This is a genomic window from Citrobacter sp. RHBSTW-01013 (genome assembly GCF_013781985.1).
Lineage (GTDB): Bacteria > Pseudomonadota > Gammaproteobacteria > Enterobacterales > Enterobacteriaceae > Citrobacter > Citrobacter braakii.
The window spans coordinates 3,769,680-3,790,441 of sequence record NZ_CP056185.1 but is presented as its reverse complement, the minus strand read 5'-3'; the positions used below and the strand labels follow the sequence as shown (position 1 = coordinate 3,790,441).

At 52.0% G+C, this 20,762-nt stretch carries 18 protein-coding genes; 9 read left to right on the top strand and 9 right to left on the bottom strand.

The window, feature by feature from the left end; all coding sequences use genetic code 11:
- Positions 1-38: 38 nt before the first annotated feature.
- The 7 genes from cyoE to HV350_RS18260 form a co-directional block, all read right to left on the bottom strand.
- Positions 39-929 carry a heme o synthase gene (gene cyoE, locus HV350_RS18290; RefSeq protein WP_003831005.1) on the bottom strand — a complete coding sequence of 297 codons (891 nt, stop codon included), beginning with the start codon at positions 927-929 and terminating at the stop codon, positions 39-41.
- Between the two features lie 11 nt (positions 930-940).
- Positions 941-1,270: a cytochrome o ubiquinol oxidase subunit IV gene (locus HV350_RS18285; protein WP_003831006.1), complete on the bottom strand. Its 330-nt coding sequence runs from the start codon at positions 1,268-1,270 to the stop codon at positions 941-943.
- Complete coding sequence (locus HV350_RS18280; protein ID WP_003831007.1) at positions 1,270-1,884, bottom strand: cytochrome o ubiquinol oxidase subunit III; 615 nt, start codon at positions 1,882-1,884, stop codon at positions 1,270-1,272. Before HV350_RS18280 ends, HV350_RS18285 begins: the two co-directional genes overlap by 1 nt.
- Positions 1,874-3,865, bottom strand: a complete 1,992-nt coding sequence (cyoB, locus tag HV350_RS18275; RefSeq protein ID WP_003831008.1) for a cytochrome o ubiquinol oxidase subunit I — start codon at positions 3,863-3,865, stop codon at positions 1,874-1,876. The genes HV350_RS18280 and cyoB overlap by 11 nt, the downstream gene beginning before the upstream one ends.
- A gap of 19 nt (positions 3,866-3,884) precedes the next feature.
- The gene (cyoA, locus tag HV350_RS18270) at positions 3,885-4,832 is read right to left on the bottom strand and encodes a cytochrome o ubiquinol oxidase subunit II (RefSeq protein ID WP_003847580.1); all 948 of its coding nucleotides are present in this window, start codon (positions 4,830-4,832) and stop codon (positions 3,885-3,887) included.
- Between the two features lie 459 nt (positions 4,833-5,291).
- Complete coding sequence (ampG, locus tag HV350_RS18265) at positions 5,292-6,767, bottom strand: muropeptide MFS transporter AmpG (RefSeq protein ID WP_047501919.1); 1,476 nt, start codon at positions 6,765-6,767, stop codon at positions 5,292-5,294.
- 44 nt (positions 6,768-6,811) lie between these two features.
- Positions 6,812-7,390 carry a lipoprotein gene (locus HV350_RS18260; protein ID WP_016152050.1) on the bottom strand — a complete coding sequence of 193 codons (579 nt, stop codon included), beginning with the start codon at positions 7,388-7,390 and terminating at the stop codon, positions 6,812-6,814.
- Positions 7,391-7,695: 305 nt separating this feature from the next.
- Between HV350_RS18260 and bolA the strand changes: the two genes are divergently transcribed.
- The 9 genes from bolA (at position 7,696) to fadM (ending at position 18,115) form a co-directional block, all read left to right on the top strand.
- Positions 7,696-8,013 carry a transcriptional regulator BolA gene (gene bolA, locus HV350_RS18255; RefSeq protein WP_016152051.1) on the top strand — a complete coding sequence of 106 codons (318 nt, stop codon included), beginning with the start codon at positions 7,696-7,698 and terminating at the stop codon, positions 8,011-8,013.
- Between the two features lie 344 nt (positions 8,014-8,357).
- Entirely contained in the window at positions 8,358-9,656 is a 1,299-nt protein-coding gene (gene tig, locus HV350_RS18250) for a trigger factor (protein ID WP_003021622.1), read from the top strand.
- A gap of 247 nt (positions 9,657-9,903) precedes the next feature.
- Positions 9,904-10,527, top strand: a complete 624-nt coding sequence (gene clpP, locus HV350_RS18245; RefSeq protein ID WP_003021624.1) for an ATP-dependent Clp endopeptidase proteolytic subunit ClpP — start codon at positions 9,904-9,906, stop codon at positions 10,525-10,527.
- A 126-nt stretch (positions 10,528-10,653) separates the two neighbouring features.
- Entirely contained in the window at positions 10,654-11,928 is a 1,275-nt protein-coding gene (gene clpX, locus HV350_RS18240) for an ATP-dependent protease ATP-binding subunit ClpX (protein WP_003831013.1), read from the top strand.
- 184 nt (positions 11,929-12,112) lie between these two features.
- Positions 12,113-14,467 (top strand): endopeptidase La, encoded by a 2,355-nt coding sequence (gene lon, locus HV350_RS18235; RefSeq protein ID WP_016152052.1) that lies wholly within the window; start codon positions 12,113-12,115, stop codon positions 14,465-14,467.
- Between the two features lie 208 nt (positions 14,468-14,675).
- Complete coding sequence (gene hupB, locus HV350_RS18230) at positions 14,676-14,948, top strand: nucleoid-associated protein HU-beta (RefSeq protein WP_003021629.1); 273 nt, start codon at positions 14,676-14,678, stop codon at positions 14,946-14,948.
- A 267-nt stretch (positions 14,949-15,215) separates the two neighbouring features.
- Positions 15,216-17,090: a peptidylprolyl isomerase gene (ppiD, locus tag HV350_RS18225; RefSeq protein ID WP_181629076.1), complete on the top strand. Its 1,875-nt coding sequence runs from the start codon at positions 15,216-15,218 to the stop codon at positions 17,088-17,090.
- 146 nt (positions 17,091-17,236) lie between these two features.
- Positions 17,237-17,611 carry a helix-hairpin-helix domain-containing protein gene (locus HV350_RS18220; RefSeq protein ID WP_181629074.1) on the top strand — a complete coding sequence of 125 codons (375 nt, stop codon included), beginning with the start codon at positions 17,237-17,239 and terminating at the stop codon, positions 17,609-17,611.
- Between the two features lie 105 nt (positions 17,612-17,716).
- A complete protein-coding gene (fadM, locus tag HV350_RS18215; protein ID WP_016152055.1) occupies positions 17,717-18,115 on the top strand; it encodes a long-chain acyl-CoA thioesterase FadM in 399 nt (132 codons plus the stop codon).
- Between the two features lie 107 nt (positions 18,116-18,222).
- On the opposite strand, the gene queC is transcribed toward fadM, so the two are convergent.
- Positions 18,223-18,918, bottom strand: a complete 696-nt coding sequence (queC, locus tag HV350_RS18210; protein WP_003021638.1) for a 7-cyano-7-deazaguanine synthase QueC — start codon at positions 18,916-18,918, stop codon at positions 18,223-18,225.
- Positions 18,919-18,982: 64 nt separating this feature from the next.
- Positions 18,983-20,683, bottom strand: coding sequence for an SgrR family transcriptional regulator (locus HV350_RS18205; RefSeq protein ID WP_181629073.1), 1,701 nt, complete (start codon positions 20,681-20,683; stop codon positions 18,983-18,985).
- Between the last annotated feature and the right edge of the window lie 79 nt (positions 20,684-20,762).

The following is a 20,762-nucleotide window of genomic DNA, read 5'->3' as shown; positions in this document are numbered from 1 at the left end:
AAGGGTGCCGGAGGCACCCTTTTCGTATCAGCAGATCGTTACCAGACGTAAGTCAGCAGGTTCTGCGAGTTTGGCACCATAAAGTCAACGGACATCATTACGGAAAGCGCGGTAATGGCGATGATGGAGAAACCGAACAGCTTGCGCGCCCAGACCCTGTCATCTTCCACTTTATAACCGCGCAGCGCCATGCCCAACCACCAGACACTCACCGCCGCAGCAACAATCAGGTATTTATAACCAGCATAGCCGCCCAGGGTGAGCATCAGCGTGGCGATAGCAAACGCCACGATGTACAGCGTGATATGGTTCTTCGCGACCGAAATACCTTTCACCACCGGCAGTACCGGGATGTTGGCTGCCTGATAATCCTTAAAGCGGAAAATCGCAATCGCGTAAGAGTGCGGCATCTGCCACAGGCTGAAAATAGCCAGCAGAATCAGCGCACCACTATCGAACTCACCGGTTACGGCGCAGTAGCCAATCACCGGCGGCGCAGCGCCGGAGAGTGAGCCAATCAGCGTGCCATAAACGGAATGGCGCTTCATGTACAGGCTATAGACGCCCACATAGACCACGAAGCCCATTACCCCCAGCCAGCAGGCCAGAGGGTTCGCGCCAAACCACAGCAGCATAAAGCCAGCAATACCCAGCAGGGTGGCGTATACCAGCGAGACCGCAGGGGAAATCAGACCTTTAACCAGCACGCGGTTTTTGGTCCTCTCCATCTTCCTGTCGATATCCCTGTCGATGTAGTTGTTAAATACACAACCCGACGCCACAACCAGTGACACCCCAACCAACGTGTAGATAAACAGGGGATAATCAATGCTGCCTTTCGAGGCCAGCAGGAATCCCCCAATCACCGAGATCAGGTTGCCAAAGATGATGCCTGGTTTTGTTACTTGCAGGTATTGCTTAAACATCATAATCGCCGCTCTTAGTGCATCATCATGTTGTAGTTAAGGTTCCACATAATCCAGATGGAGCCCACAACCAGGATGGCGATGATTAGCACAGTAAAGACAAAGGCTGTCATGTTCCAACCTTCATCAGATTTGCTATTCATGTGCAGGAAGCACACCAGGTGCACCAGAATCTGTACCACTGCCATTGCCAGAATAGTTCCCAGAATGACGGCTGGAGAGGCAGAACCTGTCATGACCATCCAGAACGGAATAACCGTCAGGATTATCGACAGGATAAAACCTGTCATGTAGGTTTTTACGCTGCCATGGGATGCGCCGCCGCTCTCGTTAGAATGACTCATTACATCGCCCCCATCAGATAAACAACAGTGAACACACAGATCCACACCACATCCAGGAAGTGCCAGAACAGGCTCAGGCACATGATGCGGGTACGGTTAGTACTGGTCAGGCCGCGACGAGCAACTTGCACCATCAGCACTGCCATCCAGATAAGACCGGAGGTGACGTGCAGACCGTGCGTGCCGACCAGCGCGAAGAACGCAGACAGGAAGCCGCTGCGATCCGGGCCCATACCGTTAACAATCAGGTGATGGAATTCATAGAGTTCCATCCCGATGAATCCGGCACCGAACAAGAAGGTCAACGCCAGCCAGGAGATAACCTGGCTCTTGTTGTTCTTGTACATGGCGATCGCCGCCATGCCGTAAGTAATAGAGCTGAATAACAGCAGGAATGTTTCAACCAGAACGAACGGCAGTTCAAAAATGTCCTTACCTGTTGGGCCACCAGCGGTGCCGTTCACCAGAACGGCATAGGTTGCAAACAGAATAGAGAACAGAATGCAGTCGCTCATCAGGTAGACCCAGAATCCGAAGATCTTGGTCTGGCCTGCATCGTGGTGCCCGTGTTCGTGCGCGTGGGCAGTCGCGTGCGTTAAAGTATCAGTTGCCATTTTTCAGCCCTGCCTTAGTAATCTCATCGAAATGCTGGTTTTCCAGTTTTTCGACTTCCGGGACCGGCACGTAGTAATCCACGTCTTCATCAAAGCTTTTCACAATCCAGCTGATGATCATGCCTGCGAAGCTTGCAATCGCCAGCCACCAGATATGCCAGATCATGGCGAAACCAAACAGTGTTGCGAAGGCGGTAATGACGATACCGGCACCGCTGTTTTTCGGCATATGAATTTCTTCATAGTGCGCAGGCTGCTTGTACGCTTCACCTTTTTCTTTCATTTCCCAGAAGGCATCACGCTCATGAACGTGCGGCACAACGGCAAAGTTGTAGAACGGAGGCGGGGAAGAGGTTGCCCACTCCAGCGTACGACCACCCCATGGGTCACCGGTCAGGTCGCGGTTCTGCTCGCGGTCGCGAATAGAAACGAAAATCTGAATCAGCTGGCACAGGATACCCAATGCAATCAGCGCGGCACCGCAGGCGGCAACGACCAGCATCGGATGGAACTGCGGGTCAATCTGCTGGCTGAGGCGACGGGTCATCCCCATAAAGCCCAGCACATACAGCGGCATAAACGCCACGAAGAAGCCGATGATCCAGAACCAGAATGCGCGTTTACCCCAGGTTTCGTTCAGCGTGAAGCCAAACGCTTTTGGCCACCAGTAGGTCATACCTGCGAAGCATCCAAATACGACGCCGCCGATGATAACGTTATGGAAGTGCGCAATCAGGAACAGACTGTTGTGCAGCACGAAGTCCGCACCCGGAACCGCCAGCAGTACGCCGGTCATGCCGCCGACTGAGAAGGTAACGATAAAGCCAATCGTCCACAGCATCGCTGAGTGGAATACGATACGACCCTGGTACATGGTGAACAGCCAGTTGAAGATCTTCACCCCGGTCGGGATGGCGATAATCATGGTGGTAATACCGAAGAAGGCGTTTACGTTAGCGCCTGCACCCATGGTGAAGAAGTGGTGCAGCCAAACAACGAACGACAGAACGGTGATACACACTGTTGCCCACACCAGTGAGGTGTAACCAAACAGACGTTTACGTGAGAAGGTTGCAGCGATTTCGGAGAACACACCGAAGACCGGCAGAACCAGAATGTACACTTCCGGATGGCCCCAGGCCCAAATCAGGTTGATGTACATCATCATGTTGCCGCCCATATCGTTGGTAAAGAAATGGGTGCCCAGATAGCGATCCAGGGTCAGCAACGCGACGGTAACCGTCAGGATTGGGAAAGACGCGATAATCAGGATGTTCGCACACAGCGATGCCCAGCTAAATACCGGCATCTTGAACATGGTCATTCCTGGCGCACGCATCTTAATGATGGTCACAAAGAAGTTGATCCCGGTTAGGGTTGTACCAATACCGGACAACTGGACTGCCCATATCCAATAATCGACCCCGACGCTTGGACTGTACTCTATTCCCGAGAGTGGCGGGTACGCCAGCCAACCGGTCTGTGCGAATTCACCCACGCCCAGAGACAGGTTAACCAGGATTACGCCGACAACGGTGAACCAGAAGCTCAGGTTGTTCAGGAACGGGAATGCAACGTCACGTGCGCCGATCTGCAGCGGAACCACCAGGTTCATCAGACCGATAACAAATGGCATTGCCACGAAGAAGATCATAATCACGCCGTGAGCCGTGAAGATCTGGTCGTAGTGGTGAGGTGGCAGGAAGCCCGCTTCACCTGCAGAAGCCAGCGCTTGCTGACTACGCATCATGATGGCGTCGGCAAAGCCACGAATCAACATGACGATTGCGACAATGACATACATGATGCCAAGGCGTTTGTGGTCAACCGAAGTTAGCCACTCTTTCCACAGGTAGGTCCACTTACCGAAGTAAGTGATTAGGCCCAGTAAGGCCGCACCACCGATGATAATGGCAGCGATCGTAACCATGACAATTGGTTCATGGAACGGCACTGCATCCAGCGTCAATTTTCCGAACATCGTATTCTTCCTCGGCCCCTTAGTGAGCGGATTCCGCGTGGCTCATGTCCATGCCTTCCATTCCTTCGTGTGCGCTGTGCTCACCTTCGGGTTGGGTCATGTCCATGCTCTTACCGTGAGCCATAAATTTGTTAATAACGTCTTTAAACAAATCTGGTTTCACGTTGGAGAAGTATTCCACCTGGTTGTATTCGCTTGGCACAGCCACTTTTTCGAACGCAGCCATGTCGCTCATGGTGTTCGTGGACTGTTTAGCTTTAGCAACCCATTGGTCGAATTCGGCGCGGTCCTTTGTTGCGATAGCCTTGAACTTCATACCGGAGAAGCCTGGTCCGCTATAGCTTGCGGAGATACCATCATAAGTACCGACTTCGTTGGCGATCAGATGCAGTCGAGTCTGCATACCGGCCATGGCATAAATCTGGCTACCCAGACGCGGGATAAAGAAGGAGTTCATCACGGAGTTGGACGTCACTTTGAACTCAACCGGAGTATTCGCCGGGAAGGCGATTTCATTCACGGTAGCGATACCTTGTTCCGGATAGATGAAGAACCATTTCCAGTCCATGGAAACCACTTCAATGGTAATGGGCTTCTCGTCATGCGCCAGCGGTTTGCTTGGCTCAAGAGCGTGAGTGGTTTTCCAGGTCAGTACGGCAAGGAAAATGATGATTAAGATCGGCACCGTCCAGACCACAGCTTCCACTTTATTGGAGTGTGACCAGTTCGGGCTGTACTTCGCATCTTTATTGCTTGCACGATACTTCCAGGCGAAACCAACAGCCATCAAGATGGCAGGAATAACGACAATCAACATCAGGCCAAATGCCGTCAGTATCAGAGAACGTTGTTCCAGTCCAATCTGTCCTTTAGGGTCAAGCAGCGCAGAATTACAGCCACTGAGTAATGCAGTGCCTGCAATTAATGACAACCATCCCAAACTTTTATTGTATTTCCTGAGTCTCATTTAACGACCTCAATTCCACGGGACCGGGTGGCGTTTAAAGTGTGAGGGCATTTTACGGGAAGGTTACATTACTGTAAACATCCTTGGATCTGTGTTACTGGGTTCTGCCGGGCATGTCACATATGTTGCAATATATGTCGTTTTGACTTTAAGAACCTGTTGCAACATCACGTTATAACGAAAGCGGGCAAGCGGGAGACGTGCTGAGGGCAATTGGTATAACCAATACGAAAATAAAACAATTGCTTAACAATTGATTATCAATAAAAAGACAATTGAAGAACAAAAAATAAATCTGTAGTGGCTGAATCGAGTAAGGGAAATAGTATATATAAAAGGCGTCAATAATTTCCAAATTCTTTGGCGCACAAAATAACAAATAATATTTTTAGTAATTGTTGTTTATTTAGCCGTTATAATTACGCAGGGTGATTACAACGGCGATATTAATGTGGATTTTTACGCCAGGCGGGTTTTGCGCAGTGCCAGATAATCCAGCAATCCACCAAAAACGACCCCGCAGACCGCGACCACCACCGAGATTTCCAGCAGTTCCGGCAGGAAGGAGAAGTGGGTGTAATCCAGCGCGTTCATGGTTAATAGCAGCAGCCAAACCACCAGCAGACAGCAGCCCGCAACCAACGTCATTAATGCCAGGCTGTACGCGCTACGAAATTCCGTGCGCGGAATGAAGCTCTCATTTTGCCAGCTATGTTCCAGAGTCTGACGACAAACCAGCAGCAGTATGAGGCCGGGGATAGCGGCAAACACAGAGAACAAATAAAACGTTGGCCACCCATGCGCTTCGACAAACCAACCTGCTACCGGGCCAACGTAAACGCGACCAACGGCTGAAAGCGCGGAGAGCAGAGCGAACTGGGTCGCTGAGAAGGACTTATTGCACAGAGTCATTAATAAGGCGACAAACGCTGCCGTACCCATGCCACCACACAGGTTTTCAAAGAAGACGGCGGCGGCCATACTGAACATGTGTTTGTCAGTGATGGACAATAACCAGTAGCCCGCATTCGACGCCCCCTGCAGGATGCCGAAAATCAGCAATGCGCGAAACAGCGAAAGGCGTTGCATCAGGATCCCGCCGTACAGCGCGCCAACGATGGTTGCCAGCAGTCCGAGCGTTTTATTCACCACGCCAACTTCACCCGCATCAAATCCGACGCCGCGGATTAAAAAGGTTGTAGTCAGGCTCATGGCAAAGGCATCCCCGAGCTTATACAGAACGATAAGCAGCAGAATTAGCCAGGCGTTGTTACGACCAAAGAAGTCGCGCAGCGGGGCCACAACCGCTTGCTCCAGCGTTTTGGGCACCGGAATGGCATCAGTCGGTTCGGGCGCTAGCAGGGTAGCGATGATGCAAGGTATCAGCAGCGCCGCCATCAGCCAGTACATTCCTTGCCAGCCCAGCCAGCGGTCGGCCATCCACAGAGCCAGCCCACCGGAAACCAGCATCCCTAAACGATAGCCCAGCACGCTGATAGCCGCGCCAGTGCCGCGTTCTTCGGCGGGTAGCACGTCGGTTTTCCATGCGTCAAAGACGATATCCTGCGATGCCGAGCAAAACGCGATCACCACCGCAAGCGCGGCCATCCAGCGTAGTTGCGTGCCAGGCTCCAGAAAGCCCATCGCGGCGATAGAAATCAGTAACAGCACCTGAGTTGCCAACAGCCAGCCACGGCGTCGACCTAAAAACGGCGGCGTGTAGCGGTCCATTAGCGGAGACCAGAGGAACTTAAACACGTAGGCCTGGCCGACCAGAGAAAAGAAACCGATGGTTTTAAGATCGATATTCTCGACTGTCATCCATGCCTGAAGCGTACCCGAGGTCAGTGCGAGTGGTAAACCGGAGGCGAATCCCAGTATGAGCAGGATAGCTGAACGTGGTTGCTGAAAAATACGTAAGTAATGACTGGACATGGGCTTCTATAGGCCCGACGAACGCCGGGCCATATGGGCAGAAATTAACGAGCGTTCTGCTTGATGAAATCGTGAACGCTGGTGTCCTGAGACATATCAGCGATGGTATCGGTCAGCACGCTGTTAACGGCGTCAGCGATATTTTTGTTAGAGGCCTGCAGTGCGCCTTCAACAGAATAGCTTGCGCGGTAGTTTTTGGTCATCTTGTTGCCGTTAGCAGCAGTCGCAATGATGGCGATGTCTGCCTTGGTGGCGATGTTATAGCGCACGCTACCCTGGGACACGTCTGCATACAGCTGGCTAACAATGATTTGCAGGTTAACAGCACCGTTTGGCCCAATCATATAACCGCGTGCGGTCATCTGTTTTTCCAGTACTTCTTGCAGCAGGAAGCGCAGATCGCGGGACGCGGTCAGGGTAACAAGCTGGTTGTCACGGGTAACTTTTGCCAGCGCCTGATCCTGACGCTGGTCGGCACCGTTGATGCTAACGGTCACACCCATCAGGCTCGGGTCCTGCTGTGGCAGGGTAATTTTCGGGGAAACTTCAATAGTGGTCGGCGGCGTTGCGCATCCAGCTAACATAAACAGCGCGACAAACGGGACGAGGATTTTTTTAAACATGCCAGGGCTCTCAGCGAATCTAAATTGTATGGTTGGAGAAAATTCCCGCCATCATAACATCGCCAACGATGAGGGGAAGTGGGTAACGCATGTAAATTCATTGTGTTGTCAGTTTTATGTCTTTGTGGAGACCATAAACGGACTTTTTGCAATAAATCGAAGTGAGGATTTAGTGAACTTCATCCATTTGGCTGAGAAAATCAGACAAACGCTAATTTTTTGTTGCTAAGGTGTAATGAAAGCGGTAAAAGCGGCTAGTATTTAAAGGGATGGGTGACATCTCAGCGTTGTCGGAGGAAAACTTCATGATGATTCGTGAGCAAATAGAAGAAAAATTAAGGGCAGCGTTCCAACCCGTGTTCCTCGAAGTTGTGGATGAAAGCTATCGTCACAATGTCCCGGCAGGTTCTGAAAGCCACTTTAAGGTTGTGCTGGTTAGCGATCGCTTTACAGGTGAGCGTTTTCTGAATCGTCATCGGATGATTTACAGCACCTTAACGGTGGAGCTTTCCACAACCGTTCATGCACTTGCCCTGCATACCTACACCATTAAGGAGTGGGAAGCGTTGCAGGATACGATTTTTGCATCGCCTCCGTGTCGTGGGGCGGGAAGCATCGCGTAAAAACGGATTTGCAACAACCGACGCTTTTCCAGTATGTTGCTATAGATTATGTGAAAACGGCCTGCGGGCCGTTTTGTTTTGTCTGAATTCTGGTGCAGTCGTACAGTATTCAGACAAAAATTAGCCGGGAATTGTGAAAAAAGCCGCAGCAACGCGCGATAACCGTTCTCGACTCATAAAAGTGATGCCGCTATAATGCGCGTCTTATTTTTCGGAATGTCTTCGGGATGATTCTGACGACAGGGAATGTGATTGCTTATGAGAACATCCCAGTTCCGCGAAGCCAACAACCTGTGCTTGCGGAGAAGAGTTGACCGAGCACTGTGATTTTTTGAGGTAACAAGATGCAAGTTTCAGTTGAAACCACTCAAGGCCTTGGCCGCCGTGTAACGATTACTATCGCTGCTGACAGCATCGAGACCGCTGTGAAAAGCGAGCTGGTCAACGTAGCGAAGAAAGTGCGTATTGACGGTTTCCGCAAAGGAAAAGTACCGATGAATGTTGTTGCTCAGCGTTATGGCGCGTCTGTTCGCCAGGACGTTCTGGGCGACCTGATGAGCCGCAACTTCGTTGACGCGATCATCAAAGAAAAAATCAATCCGGCTGGCGCACCGAACTACGTTCCGGGCGAATACAAACTGGGTGAAGATTTTACTTACGCGGTAGAGTTCGAAGTTTACCCGGAAGTTGAGCTGACTGGCCTGGAAGCAATCGAAGTTGAAAAACCGGTTGTTGAAGTCACCGACGCTGACGTTGACGTGATGCTGGACACCCTGCGTAAGCAGCAGGCTACCTGGAAAGACAAAGACGGCGCTGCTGATGCAGAAGATCGTGTAACCATCGACTTCACCGGCTCTGTAGACGGCGAAGAGTTCGAAGGCGGCAAAGCGTCTGACTTCGTACTGGCGATGGGCCAGGGTCGTATGATCCCAGGCTTTGAAGAAGGCGTTAAAGGCCACAAAGCTGGCGAAGAGTTCACTATCGATGTGACCTTCCCGGAAGAGTACCACGCTGAAAACCTGAAAGGTAAAGCCGCTAAGTTCGTTATCAACCTGAAGAAAGTTGAAGAGCGCGAACTGCCGGAACTGACTGAAGAATTCATCAAACGTTTCGGCGTTGAAGATGGTTCCGTAGCGGGTCTGCGCGCTGAAGTACGTAAAAACATGGAACGCGAGCTGAAAGGCGCTGTGCGTAACCGCGTTAAATCTCAGGCGATCGAAGGTCTGGTAAAAGCTAACGACATCGACGTTCCGGCTGCTCTGATCGACAGCGAAATCGACGTTCTGCGTCGTCAGGCTGCACAGCGTTTTGGCGGCAACGAAAAACAAGCTCTGGAACTGCCGCGTGAACTGTTCGAAGAACAGGCTAAGCGTCGCGTAGTTGTAGGTCTGCTGCTGGGCGAAGTGATTCGTACCAACGAGCTGAAAGCTGACGAAGATCGCGTTAAAGGCCTGATCGAAGAGATGGCTTCTGCTTACGAAGATCCGAAAGAAGTTGTTGAGTTCTACAGCAAAAATAAAGAGCTGATGGACAACATGCGTAACGTCGCTCTGGAAGAGCAGGCTGTTGAAGCCGTTCTGGCGAAAGCGAAAGTGACTGAAAAAGCCACTTCCTTCAACGAGCTGATGAACCAGCAGGCGTAATTCGTCGCTTATTTAGCACGAATTTCGTACACAAGCCCGTCACCTTTTGGTGGCGGGTTTTTTTTTGTCACGGATTTTGCATGGGAAGAGTGCGAAAACAGCGTTTCAGTGTTAGCGTTACAACAAAAGATTGTTATGCTTGAATTATGGCGATGTCGTACCCATTACAGAGGGACTAGCTGATAATCCGTCCATAAGGTTACAATCAGCACAGCAGGTTTTTTCAAATTTTATCCAGGAGACGGAAATGTCATACAGCGGCGAACGAGATAACTTTGCACCCCATATGGCGCTGGTGCCGATGGTCATTGAACAGACCTCACGTGGTGAGCGCTCTTTTGATATCTATTCTCGTCTACTTAAGGAACGCGTCATTTTTCTGACCGGCCAGGTCGAAGACCATATGGCTAACCTGATCGTGGCGCAGATGCTGTTCCTGGAAGCAGAAAACCCAGAAAAAGATATCTATCTGTATATCAACTCCCCTGGTGGAGTGATCACTGCCGGGATGTCTATCTATGACACCATGCAGTTTATTAAGCCGGACGTCAGCACCATTTGTATGGGCCAGGCGGCCTCAATGGGCGCGTTCCTGCTGACTGCCGGGGCGAAAGGTAAACGTTTTTGCCTGCCTAACTCTCGCGTCATGATCCACCAGCCTCTGGGCGGTTACCAGGGCCAGGCAACGGATATTGAAATTCATGCCCGTGAAATCCTGAAGGTAAAAGGGCGCATGAACGAACTTATGGCGCATCATACGGGTCAATCTCTTGAGCAGATTGAACGTGATACCGAGCGCGATCGCTTCCTCTCCGCTTCTGAAGCGGTAGAGTACGGTCTGGTCGACTCGATTTTGACCCATCGTAATTAATGCCCAGCGCGCAGGTGTACCGCTATAATTACCTGGAGCGGCACAACGCTGACTAGCGTCTTGCGCCTGAGAATGGCATTTGCGTCGTCGTGTGCGGCACAAAGAACAAAGAAGAGGTTTTGACCCATGACAGATAAACGCAAAGATGGCTCGGGCAAATTGTTGTACTGCTCTTTTTGCGGCAAAAGCCAGCATGAAGTGCGTAAGCTGATTGCCGGACCATCCGTGTATATCTGCGACGAATGTGTTGATTTATGTAACGACATCATTCGCGAAGAGATTAAGGAAGTAGCACCGCACCGTGAACGCAGTGCGCTGCCGACGCCGCATGAAATTCGCAACCACCTGGACGATTACGTTATCGGTCAGGAGCAGGCGAAGAAAGTGCTGGCGGTCGCGGTATACAACCATTACAAACGTCTGCGCAACGGCGACACCAGCAATGGCGTCGAGTTGGGCAAAAGTAACATCCTGCTGATTGGCCCGACGGGTTCCGGTAAAACGCTGCTGGCTGAAACGCTGGCACGCCTGCTGGACGTTCCGTTCACTATGGCCGATGCCACCACGCTGACCGAAGCTGGTTATGTGGGTGAAGATGTTGAAAATATTATTCAGAAACTGCTGCAGAAGTGCGATTACGACGTGCAGAAAGCACAGCGCGGGATCGTCTATATCGATGAAATCGACAAGATTTCTCGTAAGTCTGACAACCCGTCCATTACCCGTGACGTTTCCGGCGAAGGCGTACAGCAGGCGCTGTTGAAACTGATCGAAGGTACGGTTGCTGCCGTTCCACCGCAGGGGGGGCGTAAACATCCTCAGCAGGAATTCCTGCAGGTTGATACCTCCAAGATCCTGTTTATCTGTGGCGGTGCCTTTGCCGGTCTGGATAAAGTCATTGCTAACCGTGTTGAAACGGGCTCCGGCATTGGTTTTGGCGCAACGGTAAAAGCGCAGTCTGATAAAGCCAGTGAAGGTGAACTGCTGTCGCAGGTGGAGCCGGAAGATCTGATCAAATTTGGTCTGATCCCTGAGTTCATCGGGCGTCTGCCGGTTGTAGCGACGCTGAGCGAACTGAGTGAAGAAGCGCTGATCCAGATCCTGAAAGAGCCGAAAAACGCCCTGACCAAGCAGTACCAGGCGCTGTTCAATCTTGAAGGTGTTGATCTGGAATTCCGTGAGGAAGCGCTGGATGCGATCGCCAAGAAAGCGATGGCACGTAAAACCGGTGCTCGTGGTCTGCGTTCTATCGTCGAAGCCGCACTGCTTGACACCATGTACGATCTGCCTTCTATGGAAGACGTCGAAAAAGTGGTGATCGATGAGTCGGTGATTGGCGGCCAGAGCAAGCCATTGCTGATTTACGGTAAGCCGGAAGCGCAGCAGGCATCTGGCGAATAATTCATCAATTCATACAGACATTTAATTAATAAGGGGGGATTTTATCTCCCCTTTTATTTTTCCGTAAACATGGCGTTGAATGTGTGGGAAACATCCCCATATACTGACATACATGTTAAAGGTGGTGTGGAGCACAGTCGTACCACCTGATTACCTGGCGGAAACTAAACTAAGAGAGAGCTCTATGAATCCTGAGCGTTCTGAACGCATTGAAATCCCCGTATTGCCGTTGCGCGATGTGGTGGTTTATCCGCACATGGTCATACCCTTATTTGTAGGGCGGGAAAAATCTATCCGTTGTCTGGAAGCGGCTATGGACCATGATAAAAAAATCATGCTGGTTGCCCAGAAAGAAGCGTCAACGGATGAGCCGGGTGTAAACGATCTTTTCACCGTCGGGACCGTGGCCTCTATTTTGCAGATGCTGAAACTGCCTGACGGCACCGTAAAAGTGCTGGTCGAGGGGTTACAGCGCGCGCGTATTTCAGCGCTGTCTGACAACGGTGAGCACTTCTCTGCGAAAGCGGAGTACCTTGACTCGCCTGCTATTGATGAGCGCGAACAGGAAGTGCTGGTGCGTACCGCTATCAGCCAGTTCGAAGGCTATATCAAGCTGAACAAGAAAATCCCGCCCGAAGTGCTGACGTCGCTGAACAGCATTGACGATCCTGCACGTCTGGCGGACACCATCGCTGCGCACATGCCGCTGAAGCTTGCTGACAAGCAGTCCGTACTGGAGATGTCCGACGTTAACGAACGTCTGGAATATCTGATGGCGATGATGGAATCTGAAATCGATCTGCTGCAGGTTGAGAAACGCATTCGCAACCGCGTGAAAAAGCAGATGGAAAAATCCCAGCGTGAGTACTATCTGAACGAGCAGATGAAAGCCATTCAGAAAGAGCTCGGCGAGATGGACGATGCGCCGGACGAAAACGAAGCGTTGAAGCGTAAAATCGACGCGGCGAAAATGCCGAAAGAGGCAAAAGAGAAAGCGGAAGCAGAACTGCAGAAGCTGAAAATGATGTCTCCGATGTCAGCGGAAGCGACCGTAGTCCGTGGCTACATCGACTGGATGGTTCAGGTGCCGTGGAATGCGCGTAGCAAGGTCAAAAAAGATCTGCGTCAGGCTCAGGAAATCCTCGATACTGACCATTACGGTCTGGAACGCGTCAAAGACCGTATTCTTGAGTATCTCGCGGTTCAAAGCCGTGTGAATAAAATCAAGGGGCCGATCCTGTGCCTGGTTGGGCCGCCGGGGGTAGGTAAAACTTCTCTGGGACAGTCCATCGCTAAAGCAACCGGACGTAAATACATCCGTATGGCGCTGGGCGGCGTGCGTGATGAAGCTGAAATTCGCGGTCACCGCCGGACCTATATTGGTTCGATGCCGGGTAAACTGATCCAGAAAATGGCTAAAGTGGGTGTTAAAAACCCGCTGTTCCTGCTTGATGAGATCGACAAAATGTCTTCCGACATGCGTGGCGATCCGGCTTCCGCACTGCTTGAGGTGCTGGATCCAGAGCAGAACGTGGCGTTCAGCGATCACTACCTGGAAGTGGACTACGATCTCAGCGACGTGATGTTCGTTGCGACCTCTAACTCCATGAATATTCCCGCACCGTTGCTGGATCGTATGGAAGTGATCCGTCTGTCCGGGTATACCGAAGACGAGAAGCTGAACATTGCTAAACGTCACCTGTTGCCGAAACAGATTGAGCGTAACGCGCTGAAAAAAGGCGAGCTGACGGTCGACGATAGCGCCATTGTGGGCATTATTCGTTATTACACCCGTGAAGCTGGCGTGCGTAGTCTGGAGCGTGAAATTTCCAAACTGTGCCGTAAAGCGGTGAAACAGCTGCTGCTCGACAAGTCGCTGAAACATATTGAGATCAATGGTGACAATCTGCACGACTACCTGGGCGTACAGCGCTTTGACTATGGCCGCGCGGACAACGAAAACCGCGTTGGTCAGGTAACCGGTCTGGCATGGACGGAAGTGGGCGGCGATCTGCTGACCATCGAAACCGCTTGCGTACCGGGTAAAGGTAAGCTGACCTACACCGGTTCTCTGGGTGAAGTCATGCAGGAATCCATTCAGGCTGCGCTGACCGTGGTGCGCGCGCGCGCGGAAAAACTGGGCATTAATCCGGACTTTTACGAAAAACGCGACATCCACGTTCACGTACCTGAAGGGGCGACGCCGAAAGACGGTCCAAGTGCGGGTATTGCCATGTGTACCGCGCTGGTTTCTTGTCTGACCGGTAACCCGGTACGTGCCGACGTGGCGATGACCGGCGAGATCACCCTGCGTGGCCAGGTTCTGCCTATTGGTGGTTTGAAAGAAAAACTGCTGGCAGCACACCGTGGTGGTATTAAAACGGTCTTAATTCCAGACGAAAACAAACGCGACCTGGAAGAGATTCCGGACAACGTAATTGCCGATCTGGACATCCATCCGGTGAAACGCATTGAGGAGGTTCTGACGCTCGCGTTGCAAAATGAGCCCTCCGGAATGCAGGTTGTGACCGCAAAATAGTGACCTCGCGCAAAGAGCACTAATAAAAACAGGGCTGGCAGGCCATTTCGGACTTGCCAGCCTTTTTTTGTATAGCTAATTTAGATGACGGATTGGGCTTGCCATCATTAACGGGTGTTGTAAGGGCATGGCAGGCCTGATATAACTGCTGCGCGTTCGCACTTTGAAGGATTCAGGTGCGATATAAATTATAAAGAGGAAGAGAAGAGTGAATAAATCTCAACTGATCGACAAAATTGCTGCAGGGGCTGATATCTCTAAAGCTGCGGCTGGACGTGCGTTAGATGCAATTATTGCTTCTGTTACCGAATCTCTGAAAGAAGGTGATGACGTAGCGCTGGTAGGTTTTGGTACTTTTGCCGTTAAAGAGCGTGCTGCCCGTACTGGTCGCAACCCGCAAACAGGTAAAGAGATCACCATCGCCGCGGCTAAAGTACCGGGCTTCCGTGCAGGTAAAGCACTGAAAGACGCGGTAAACTAAGTGATTTCCCCTTTGGGGATGTGACGAAGTACAAGGGCGCATCGACTGATGTGCCTTTTTTATTTGTAATTCCGGTACTTTCTACGCGTTGTGGGCTGACAATTGCCCCTGTTTCTTGTCACAATAGGCCTTTGTACGCAGCGTTCAGGAAACGCTATGCTGCGTGAAGCATATATACTCAAAATCCTTGCCGCCGCTGTTGTGACAACGCGCAGGCGGCTTGAGAGATAACGCGTATAGTCATCTACAGCGGAGTGTGGTTACACCATGATGGACAGCTTACGCACGGCTGCTAACAGTCTCGTGCTCAAGATTATTTTCGGTATCATTATCGTGTCGTTCATTTTGACCGGCGTGAGTGGTTACCTGATTGGCGGGGGCAATAACTTCGCCGCCAAAGTGAATGGCCAGGAGATTAGCCGCGGGCAGTTCGAGAATGCGTTCAACAGCGAACGTAACCGCATGCAGCAACAGCTGGGCGATCAATACTCCGAACTGGCTGCGAACGAAGGCTACATGAAAACGCTGCGTCAGCAGGTGCTGAATCGTCTTATTGACGAAGCGCTGCTGGATCAGTACTCCCGCGAGCTTAATCTCAACATCAGCGACGATCAGGTTAAACAGGCTATTTTCGCCACGCCTGCGTTCCAGGTGGACGGTAAATTTGATAACAATCGCTACAACGCGATTGTTAATCAGATGGGAATGACCGCAGACCAGTACGCTCAGGCATTACGTAATCAGCTTACTACCCAGCAACTGATTAACGGCGTTGCCGGTACGGACTTCATGCTGAAAGGCGAAACGGACGAGCTGGCGGCGCTGGTCGCACAGCAGCGTATCGTTCGCGAGGCGACAATTGACGTTAACGCACTGGCCGCGAAGCAGTCTGTTACCGAGCAGGAAGTTGCCAGCTACTACGAGCAGAATAAAAACAACTTTATGACGCCGGAACAGTTCCGCGTGAGCTACATCAAGCTGGATGCTGCTGCTATGCAGGAGACGGCCAGCGATGCTGATATTCAGGCTTATTATGACCAGCATCAGGATCAGTTCACTCAGCCGCAGCGTAACCGCTACAGCATCATTCAGACCAAAACGGAAGATGAAGCCAAAGCGGTACTGGACGAGCTGAACAAAGGCGGTGATTTCGCTGCGCTGGCAAAAGAAAAATCTGCTGACATCATCTCTGCCCGTAAAGGCGGTGATATGGGATGGCTGGAAGATTCCACCACCCCGGATGAGCTGAAGAATGCCGGTCTGAAAGAGAAAGGCCAACTGTCAGGTGTGATTAAGTCTTCCGTTGGTTTCCTCGTTGCGCGTCTTGACGACGTGCAGCCTGCGCAGGTTAAACCGCTGAGCGAAGCCCGCGACGACATTGCGGCGAAAGTGAAGCAGGAAAAAGCGCTGGATGCCTACTATGCGCTGCAGCAGAAAGTGAGCGATGCCGCCAGCAACGATAACGAATCCCTGGCGGGCGCGGAGCAGGCGGCGGGTATGAAAGCGGTTGAAACGGGCTGGTTTAGCCGTGACAGCCTGCCGGAAGAGCTGAACTTCAAACCGGTCGCTGACATCATTTTCAATGGTGGTTTGGTTGGTGAGAACGGTACGCCTGGCAGTAACTCCGACATCATCACCGTGGATGGCGATCGCGCGTTTGTACTGCGTATTGCAGAGCACAAAGCTGAAGCCGTTAAACCACTGGCTGAAGTGAAAGATCAGGTTACTGCGCTTGTTAAGCACAATAAAGCAGAGCAGCTGGCGAAGCTTGATGCCGATAAACTGCTGGCGGATCTGAAAGCTGGTAAGGGCGATGAAGCCATGAAAGCGGCGGGTCTGAGCTTTGGCGAAGCGAAAACGCTGAGCCGTACGGGTCAGGATCCGCTGAGTCAGGCGGCCTTTGGCCTGAGCCTGCCGGCGAAAGACAAACCGAGCTACGGCGTGGCGAACGACATGCAGGGTAACGTTGTACTGCTGGCGCTGGACGAGGTGAAAGCCGGTTCTATGCCTGAAGAGCAGAAGAAAGCGATGGTTCAGGGGATTACCCAGAACAATGCGCAGATTGTCTTTGAAGCGCTGATGAGCAACCTGCGTAAAGCCGCAAAAATTAAAGTCGGTGACGCGCTGGAACAGCAGCAATAACCGAGGCTACTCGCAAAAAATTGCAAAAAGTTGTATCAACCAAAGGCCGCTTTCGCGGCCTTTTCCATTTCTGATATTTGCCGTTTGTCTGCCGTTCTGCACCTCGCTATCGTGATTCCACTGTTAACAAACAAGGAGAAAACAGTATGAAACATGGAATCAAAGCCCTGCTTATTACCCTTTCATTGACCTGCGCCGGTATGGCTCAAAGCGCACTGGCTGCAGAGCCAGTCGCCAAAAGCCAGGCGACTCAAGCCAAAGCGGATGCTACGGGAGTAGCACAAAGCAAAGCCACGCAACCGGCTAAAGCGAGCGATGATGAAGGCACCAGGGTAAGCATCAACAGCGCTTCTGCGGAGGATTTAGCGCGAGTCATGAATGGCGTAGGTCTGAAGAAAGCACAGGCGATTGTCAGCTATCGTGAGGAGTACGGGCCGTTTAAAACGGTGGAGGACTTAAAGCAGGTGCCGGGCATAGGGAGTTCGCTGGTAGAGCGCAATCTGGCAGTTTTAACACTTTAATAACTTGCAGAGTGCTGAAAGTTTGCCAGACTGTAGAGGTCATACCAGTTATGACCTCTTACCCTAAAGTGTGTTCCTATAAAAACAACGTAAGGCTCCTGCGCTATGCAAACACAAATCAAAGTTCGTGGTTTTCATCTTGATGTCTATCAGCACGTTAACAATGCTCGCTATCTTGAGTTTCTGGAAGAAGCCCGCTGGGATGGCCTGGAAAACAGCGACAGCTTTCAGTGGATGACCGCACACAACATCGCTTTTGTGGTCGTGAATATTAACATTAACTACCGCCGCCCTGCGGTGCTGAGCGACCTGCTGACCATTACCAGTCAGGTGCAACAGTTAAATGGCAAAAGCGGTGTGTTGAACCAGACTATCACCCTGGAGCCGGAAGGACAGGTGGTGGCAGACGCGTTGATTACCTTCGTCTGTATTGATTTGAAAACGCAAAAGGCGCTACCGCTGGAAGGGGAGTTGCGCGAAAAACTGGAGCAGATGGTGAAGTGATGGAAGGAAGCCTGACGGCGCTTCGCTTATCAGGCTTACGGGCGATATTGACCATGGTGAATGTCGAAAGCCGGATAAGGTGCGTGCACCGCCATCCGGCAAAACGATCACTTTAGTCCTGTTTTCTGCTTCATTGCCGCCATCACTGCCGGTTTATCTGCCAGATAATGGTTCAGGCCGTTGGCGCGCAGATTACAGGCCGCGCAGTGACCGCAACCGTCACCTTTGATGCCGTTATAGCAGGTCAGCGTTTCTTCGCGTACCAGGTCCAGCTTGCCCCAGTAATCGGCCAGTGCCCAGGTTTCGGCTTTATCGATCCACATCAGCGGGGTTTCAAAGCGAATATCTTTCGCCATTCCCAGGCTTACGGCATGATTCAGGGCTTTGACGAACTCATCGCGGCAGTCCGGATATCCAGAGAAATCCGTTTCACAAACGCCGGTAATGACCGCCTCCGCCTGCACCTGATACGCGTAAATCGCCGCCAACGTTAAAAACAGAATATTGCGTCCTGGCACAAAGGTATTAGGAATGCCGTTCGCATCCGGTTCGTAATCGGGTACCGGAATGTTATCGCGGGTCAGGCTGCTGACGGCCAGTTCGCTGAGCAGCGTTACATCAAGTACCTTGTGCGCACGCGCGCCAAGTTTTAAGGCCAGGTCACGTGCGACATCAATCTCAGCGCGATGGCGCTGACCATAATCAAAGGTCACGCAGTGCACTTCATCATACTGATGCAGCGCTTGCGCCAGACAGGTTGTGGAGTCCTGACCCCCACTGAATACAACAACGGCACGTTTCATGGTTTTTCCTGACAAATAACGAAACCCTTATGGTAGCGCCTGGGCGTGTCGCCGACCAGCTTCTTCACGCCGACGGGGGCGGTAGCCAGGCTTCGGTAAATTCAAACCAGCCGCGAGGATTCAGGCGTACGCCGTTCACGCCCGGCGGAGCGCTAATACGATAGTGATAATTGAACAGCGGTGTCAGGGTCGCGTCATGCATCAGCGAGGCGAAAACGTGTTGTAAAGCCGCATGACGATCGTCCTCATCGGCCTGGATTTGCAGGGCATCCAGGGTGGTTTGCAGATGAGTATATGCCGGCGAGCTCAATACATGTGACCAGAGCTGATCGCAGCGCAGCCACTGTTCGAGGGTATATTCAGGCGCTTCGCCAATCAGCCTGTCTCCTATCATCAGGTCGGCCTGGGCTAAAGGATGGTCGCCATCCCAGTTTTTAGCATTATGAAAAATAAGCGTTAATTCACAGCCGAGTAGCGCCAGCGCCTGGCGAAGCTGTTCAGCCATGGCGTGCAACTCTACCGGCAGGTGATAGGCCAGCGTAAGTTTTTCCGGTAGCGGCACGTCATCCCGTTCATCCCATTGGGGGATCGTCCATCCCGGCAGCAGCGCATTGCTTGGCGTGATCAGGTTTTCATCCACGTCAAGCGTTTGTAGCAGGGAAGATCGGTGGATAATATTGACCAGGCGACGGGCCTGCTGCGTATTCAGCCGCGCGCTTTTTCTGAGCGTGAGATAGCAGAAACCGAGGCTGATCCCGCTGCTTACCTGGCTTAGCATGGGAAGCTCTTCGGGTTTACCAATTGCAATTTGAACCGGATGGCGACAGCTGGTGCCCAAATCCTGGGAGAAAAGCTGCGGGGTTATCCAGTATTCAATGGCTTTTAGTAGCGGATGACTCAGGTGGTAGTGATCGTGACTCTCGATGCGCACCAGGTCTGGGGTAAACAGCGTCAACCGGAACGGACCGGTACCAACAAACGGGAGTTCGGGATGTGCCAGGTGACTGCTGTAGCTTGCCAGACGATGCGCCAGCCAGAAGTCGGGGCGATGCAAAATAAAGGTTAGGCACTGGGGATGCGTCACCTCAATGCGCTTTACGCTGATAAACAGCTTATTTAACGCGGGTAGCTCTAACAGCTTCAGCAACTGTTGATGTAGCTGTGTGCTGCTGACCGCATCGCCGTTATGCCAGTACAGGGTGGAGCGAATATAGAAATCCCAGCGCTGGCCGTCGGCGGAGATATTCCAGTGGTGGGCTAAATCTCCGCAGGGGCGTTGCGTAACACTGTCGAACCGGGTCAGGCCCGAGAATATTTGTCCGGCGAGGTGTTGCTCTGCGCGACCGGGGAGGAATCCAGGGTGCAAAGGGTCGAGCTGGCGGTAATAGGGGATACGCAGCGTTGGCGTGTCATTTTGCCACTGCCCGCCCATAAACGGCTGGAGCAGCGTTCTTAATTCTCCCGGCGCCAGCTGAGCCAGCTCCAGTACGCTAAGTTGCTCCCCCTTTTGCAGCGCTTGCTCCATCATAATGCTGCGTAGCGAATCTGGCGTCACCAAAAAGCGTAGCTGCCCGCGTTTCCCACGCCCCGACTGGGCGTGCCACTCCAGCCAGCCAGCATCCTGCGCTTGCTTCAGCAGGGTACGCACGTGGCGCTCGCTACAAAAACAGCGTTCTGCCAGCTCCCCGACGGTCACCGACTGCGGTTCTCCCGCCGACGGCTGCCACAGGCGTTGGTACTGATTCAGGCGATTCAACAATCTCATATACACGTCATCCTTCAAGCTGCCTCTTTGTTGGCGGCGTTAATTCACCCCAGTCACTGCATGTGATGTAGCCCCCTGA

Excerpts from the sequence above, each read along its gene's own strand:
- bolA (WP_016152051.1), top strand. The coding sequence starts at position 7,696 with ATGATGATTCGTGAGCAAATAGAAGAAAAATTAAGGGCAGCGTTCCAA.
- fadM (WP_016152055.1), top strand. The coding sequence starts at position 17,717 with ATGCAAACACAAATCAAAGTTCGTGGTTTTCATCTTGATGTCTATCAG.
- cyoB (WP_003831008.1), bottom strand. The coding sequence starts at position 3,865 with ATGTTCGGAAAATTGACGCTGGATGCAGTGCCGTTCCATGAACCAATT.
- HV350_RS18260 (WP_016152050.1), bottom strand. The coding sequence starts at position 7,390 with ATGTTTAAAAAAATCCTCGTCCCGTTTGTCGCGCTGTTTATGTTAGCT.
- clpP (WP_003021624.1), top strand. The coding sequence starts at position 9,904 with ATGTCATACAGCGGCGAACGAGATAACTTTGCACCCCATATGGCGCTG.
- lon (WP_016152052.1), top strand. The coding sequence starts at position 12,113 with ATGAATCCTGAGCGTTCTGAACGCATTGAAATCCCCGTATTGCCGTTG.
- HV350_RS18205 (WP_181629073.1), bottom strand. The coding sequence starts at position 20,683 with ATGAGATTGTTGAATCGCCTGAATCAGTACCAACGCCTGTGGCAGCCG.
- tig (WP_003021622.1), top strand. The coding sequence starts at position 8,358 with ATGCAAGTTTCAGTTGAAACCACTCAAGGCCTTGGCCGCCGTGTAACG.
- HV350_RS18280 (WP_003831007.1), bottom strand. The coding sequence starts at position 1,884 with ATGGCAACTGATACTTTAACGCACGCGACTGCCCACGCGCACGAACAC.
- ppiD (WP_181629076.1), top strand. The coding sequence starts at position 15,216 with ATGATGGACAGCTTACGCACGGCTGCTAACAGTCTCGTGCTCAAGATT.
- queC (WP_003021638.1), bottom strand. The coding sequence starts at position 18,918 with ATGAAACGTGCCGTTGTTGTATTCAGTGGGGGTCAGGACTCCACAACC.
- HV350_RS18220 (WP_181629074.1), top strand. The coding sequence starts at position 17,237 with ATGAAACATGGAATCAAAGCCCTGCTTATTACCCTTTCATTGACCTGC.
- HV350_RS18285 (WP_003831006.1), bottom strand. The coding sequence starts at position 1,270 with ATGAGTCATTCTAACGAGAGCGGCGGCGCATCCCATGGCAGCGTAAAA.
- cyoE (WP_003831005.1), bottom strand. The coding sequence starts at position 929 with ATGATGTTTAAGCAATACCTGCAAGTAACAAAACCAGGCATCATCTTT.
- cyoA (WP_003847580.1), bottom strand. The coding sequence starts at position 4,832 with ATGAGACTCAGGAAATACAATAAAAGTTTGGGATGGTTGTCATTAATT.
- ampG (WP_047501919.1), bottom strand. The coding sequence starts at position 6,767 with ATGTCCAGTCATTACTTACGTATTTTTCAGCAACCACGTTCAGCTATC.
- clpX (WP_003831013.1), top strand. The coding sequence starts at position 10,654 with ATGACAGATAAACGCAAAGATGGCTCGGGCAAATTGTTGTACTGCTCT.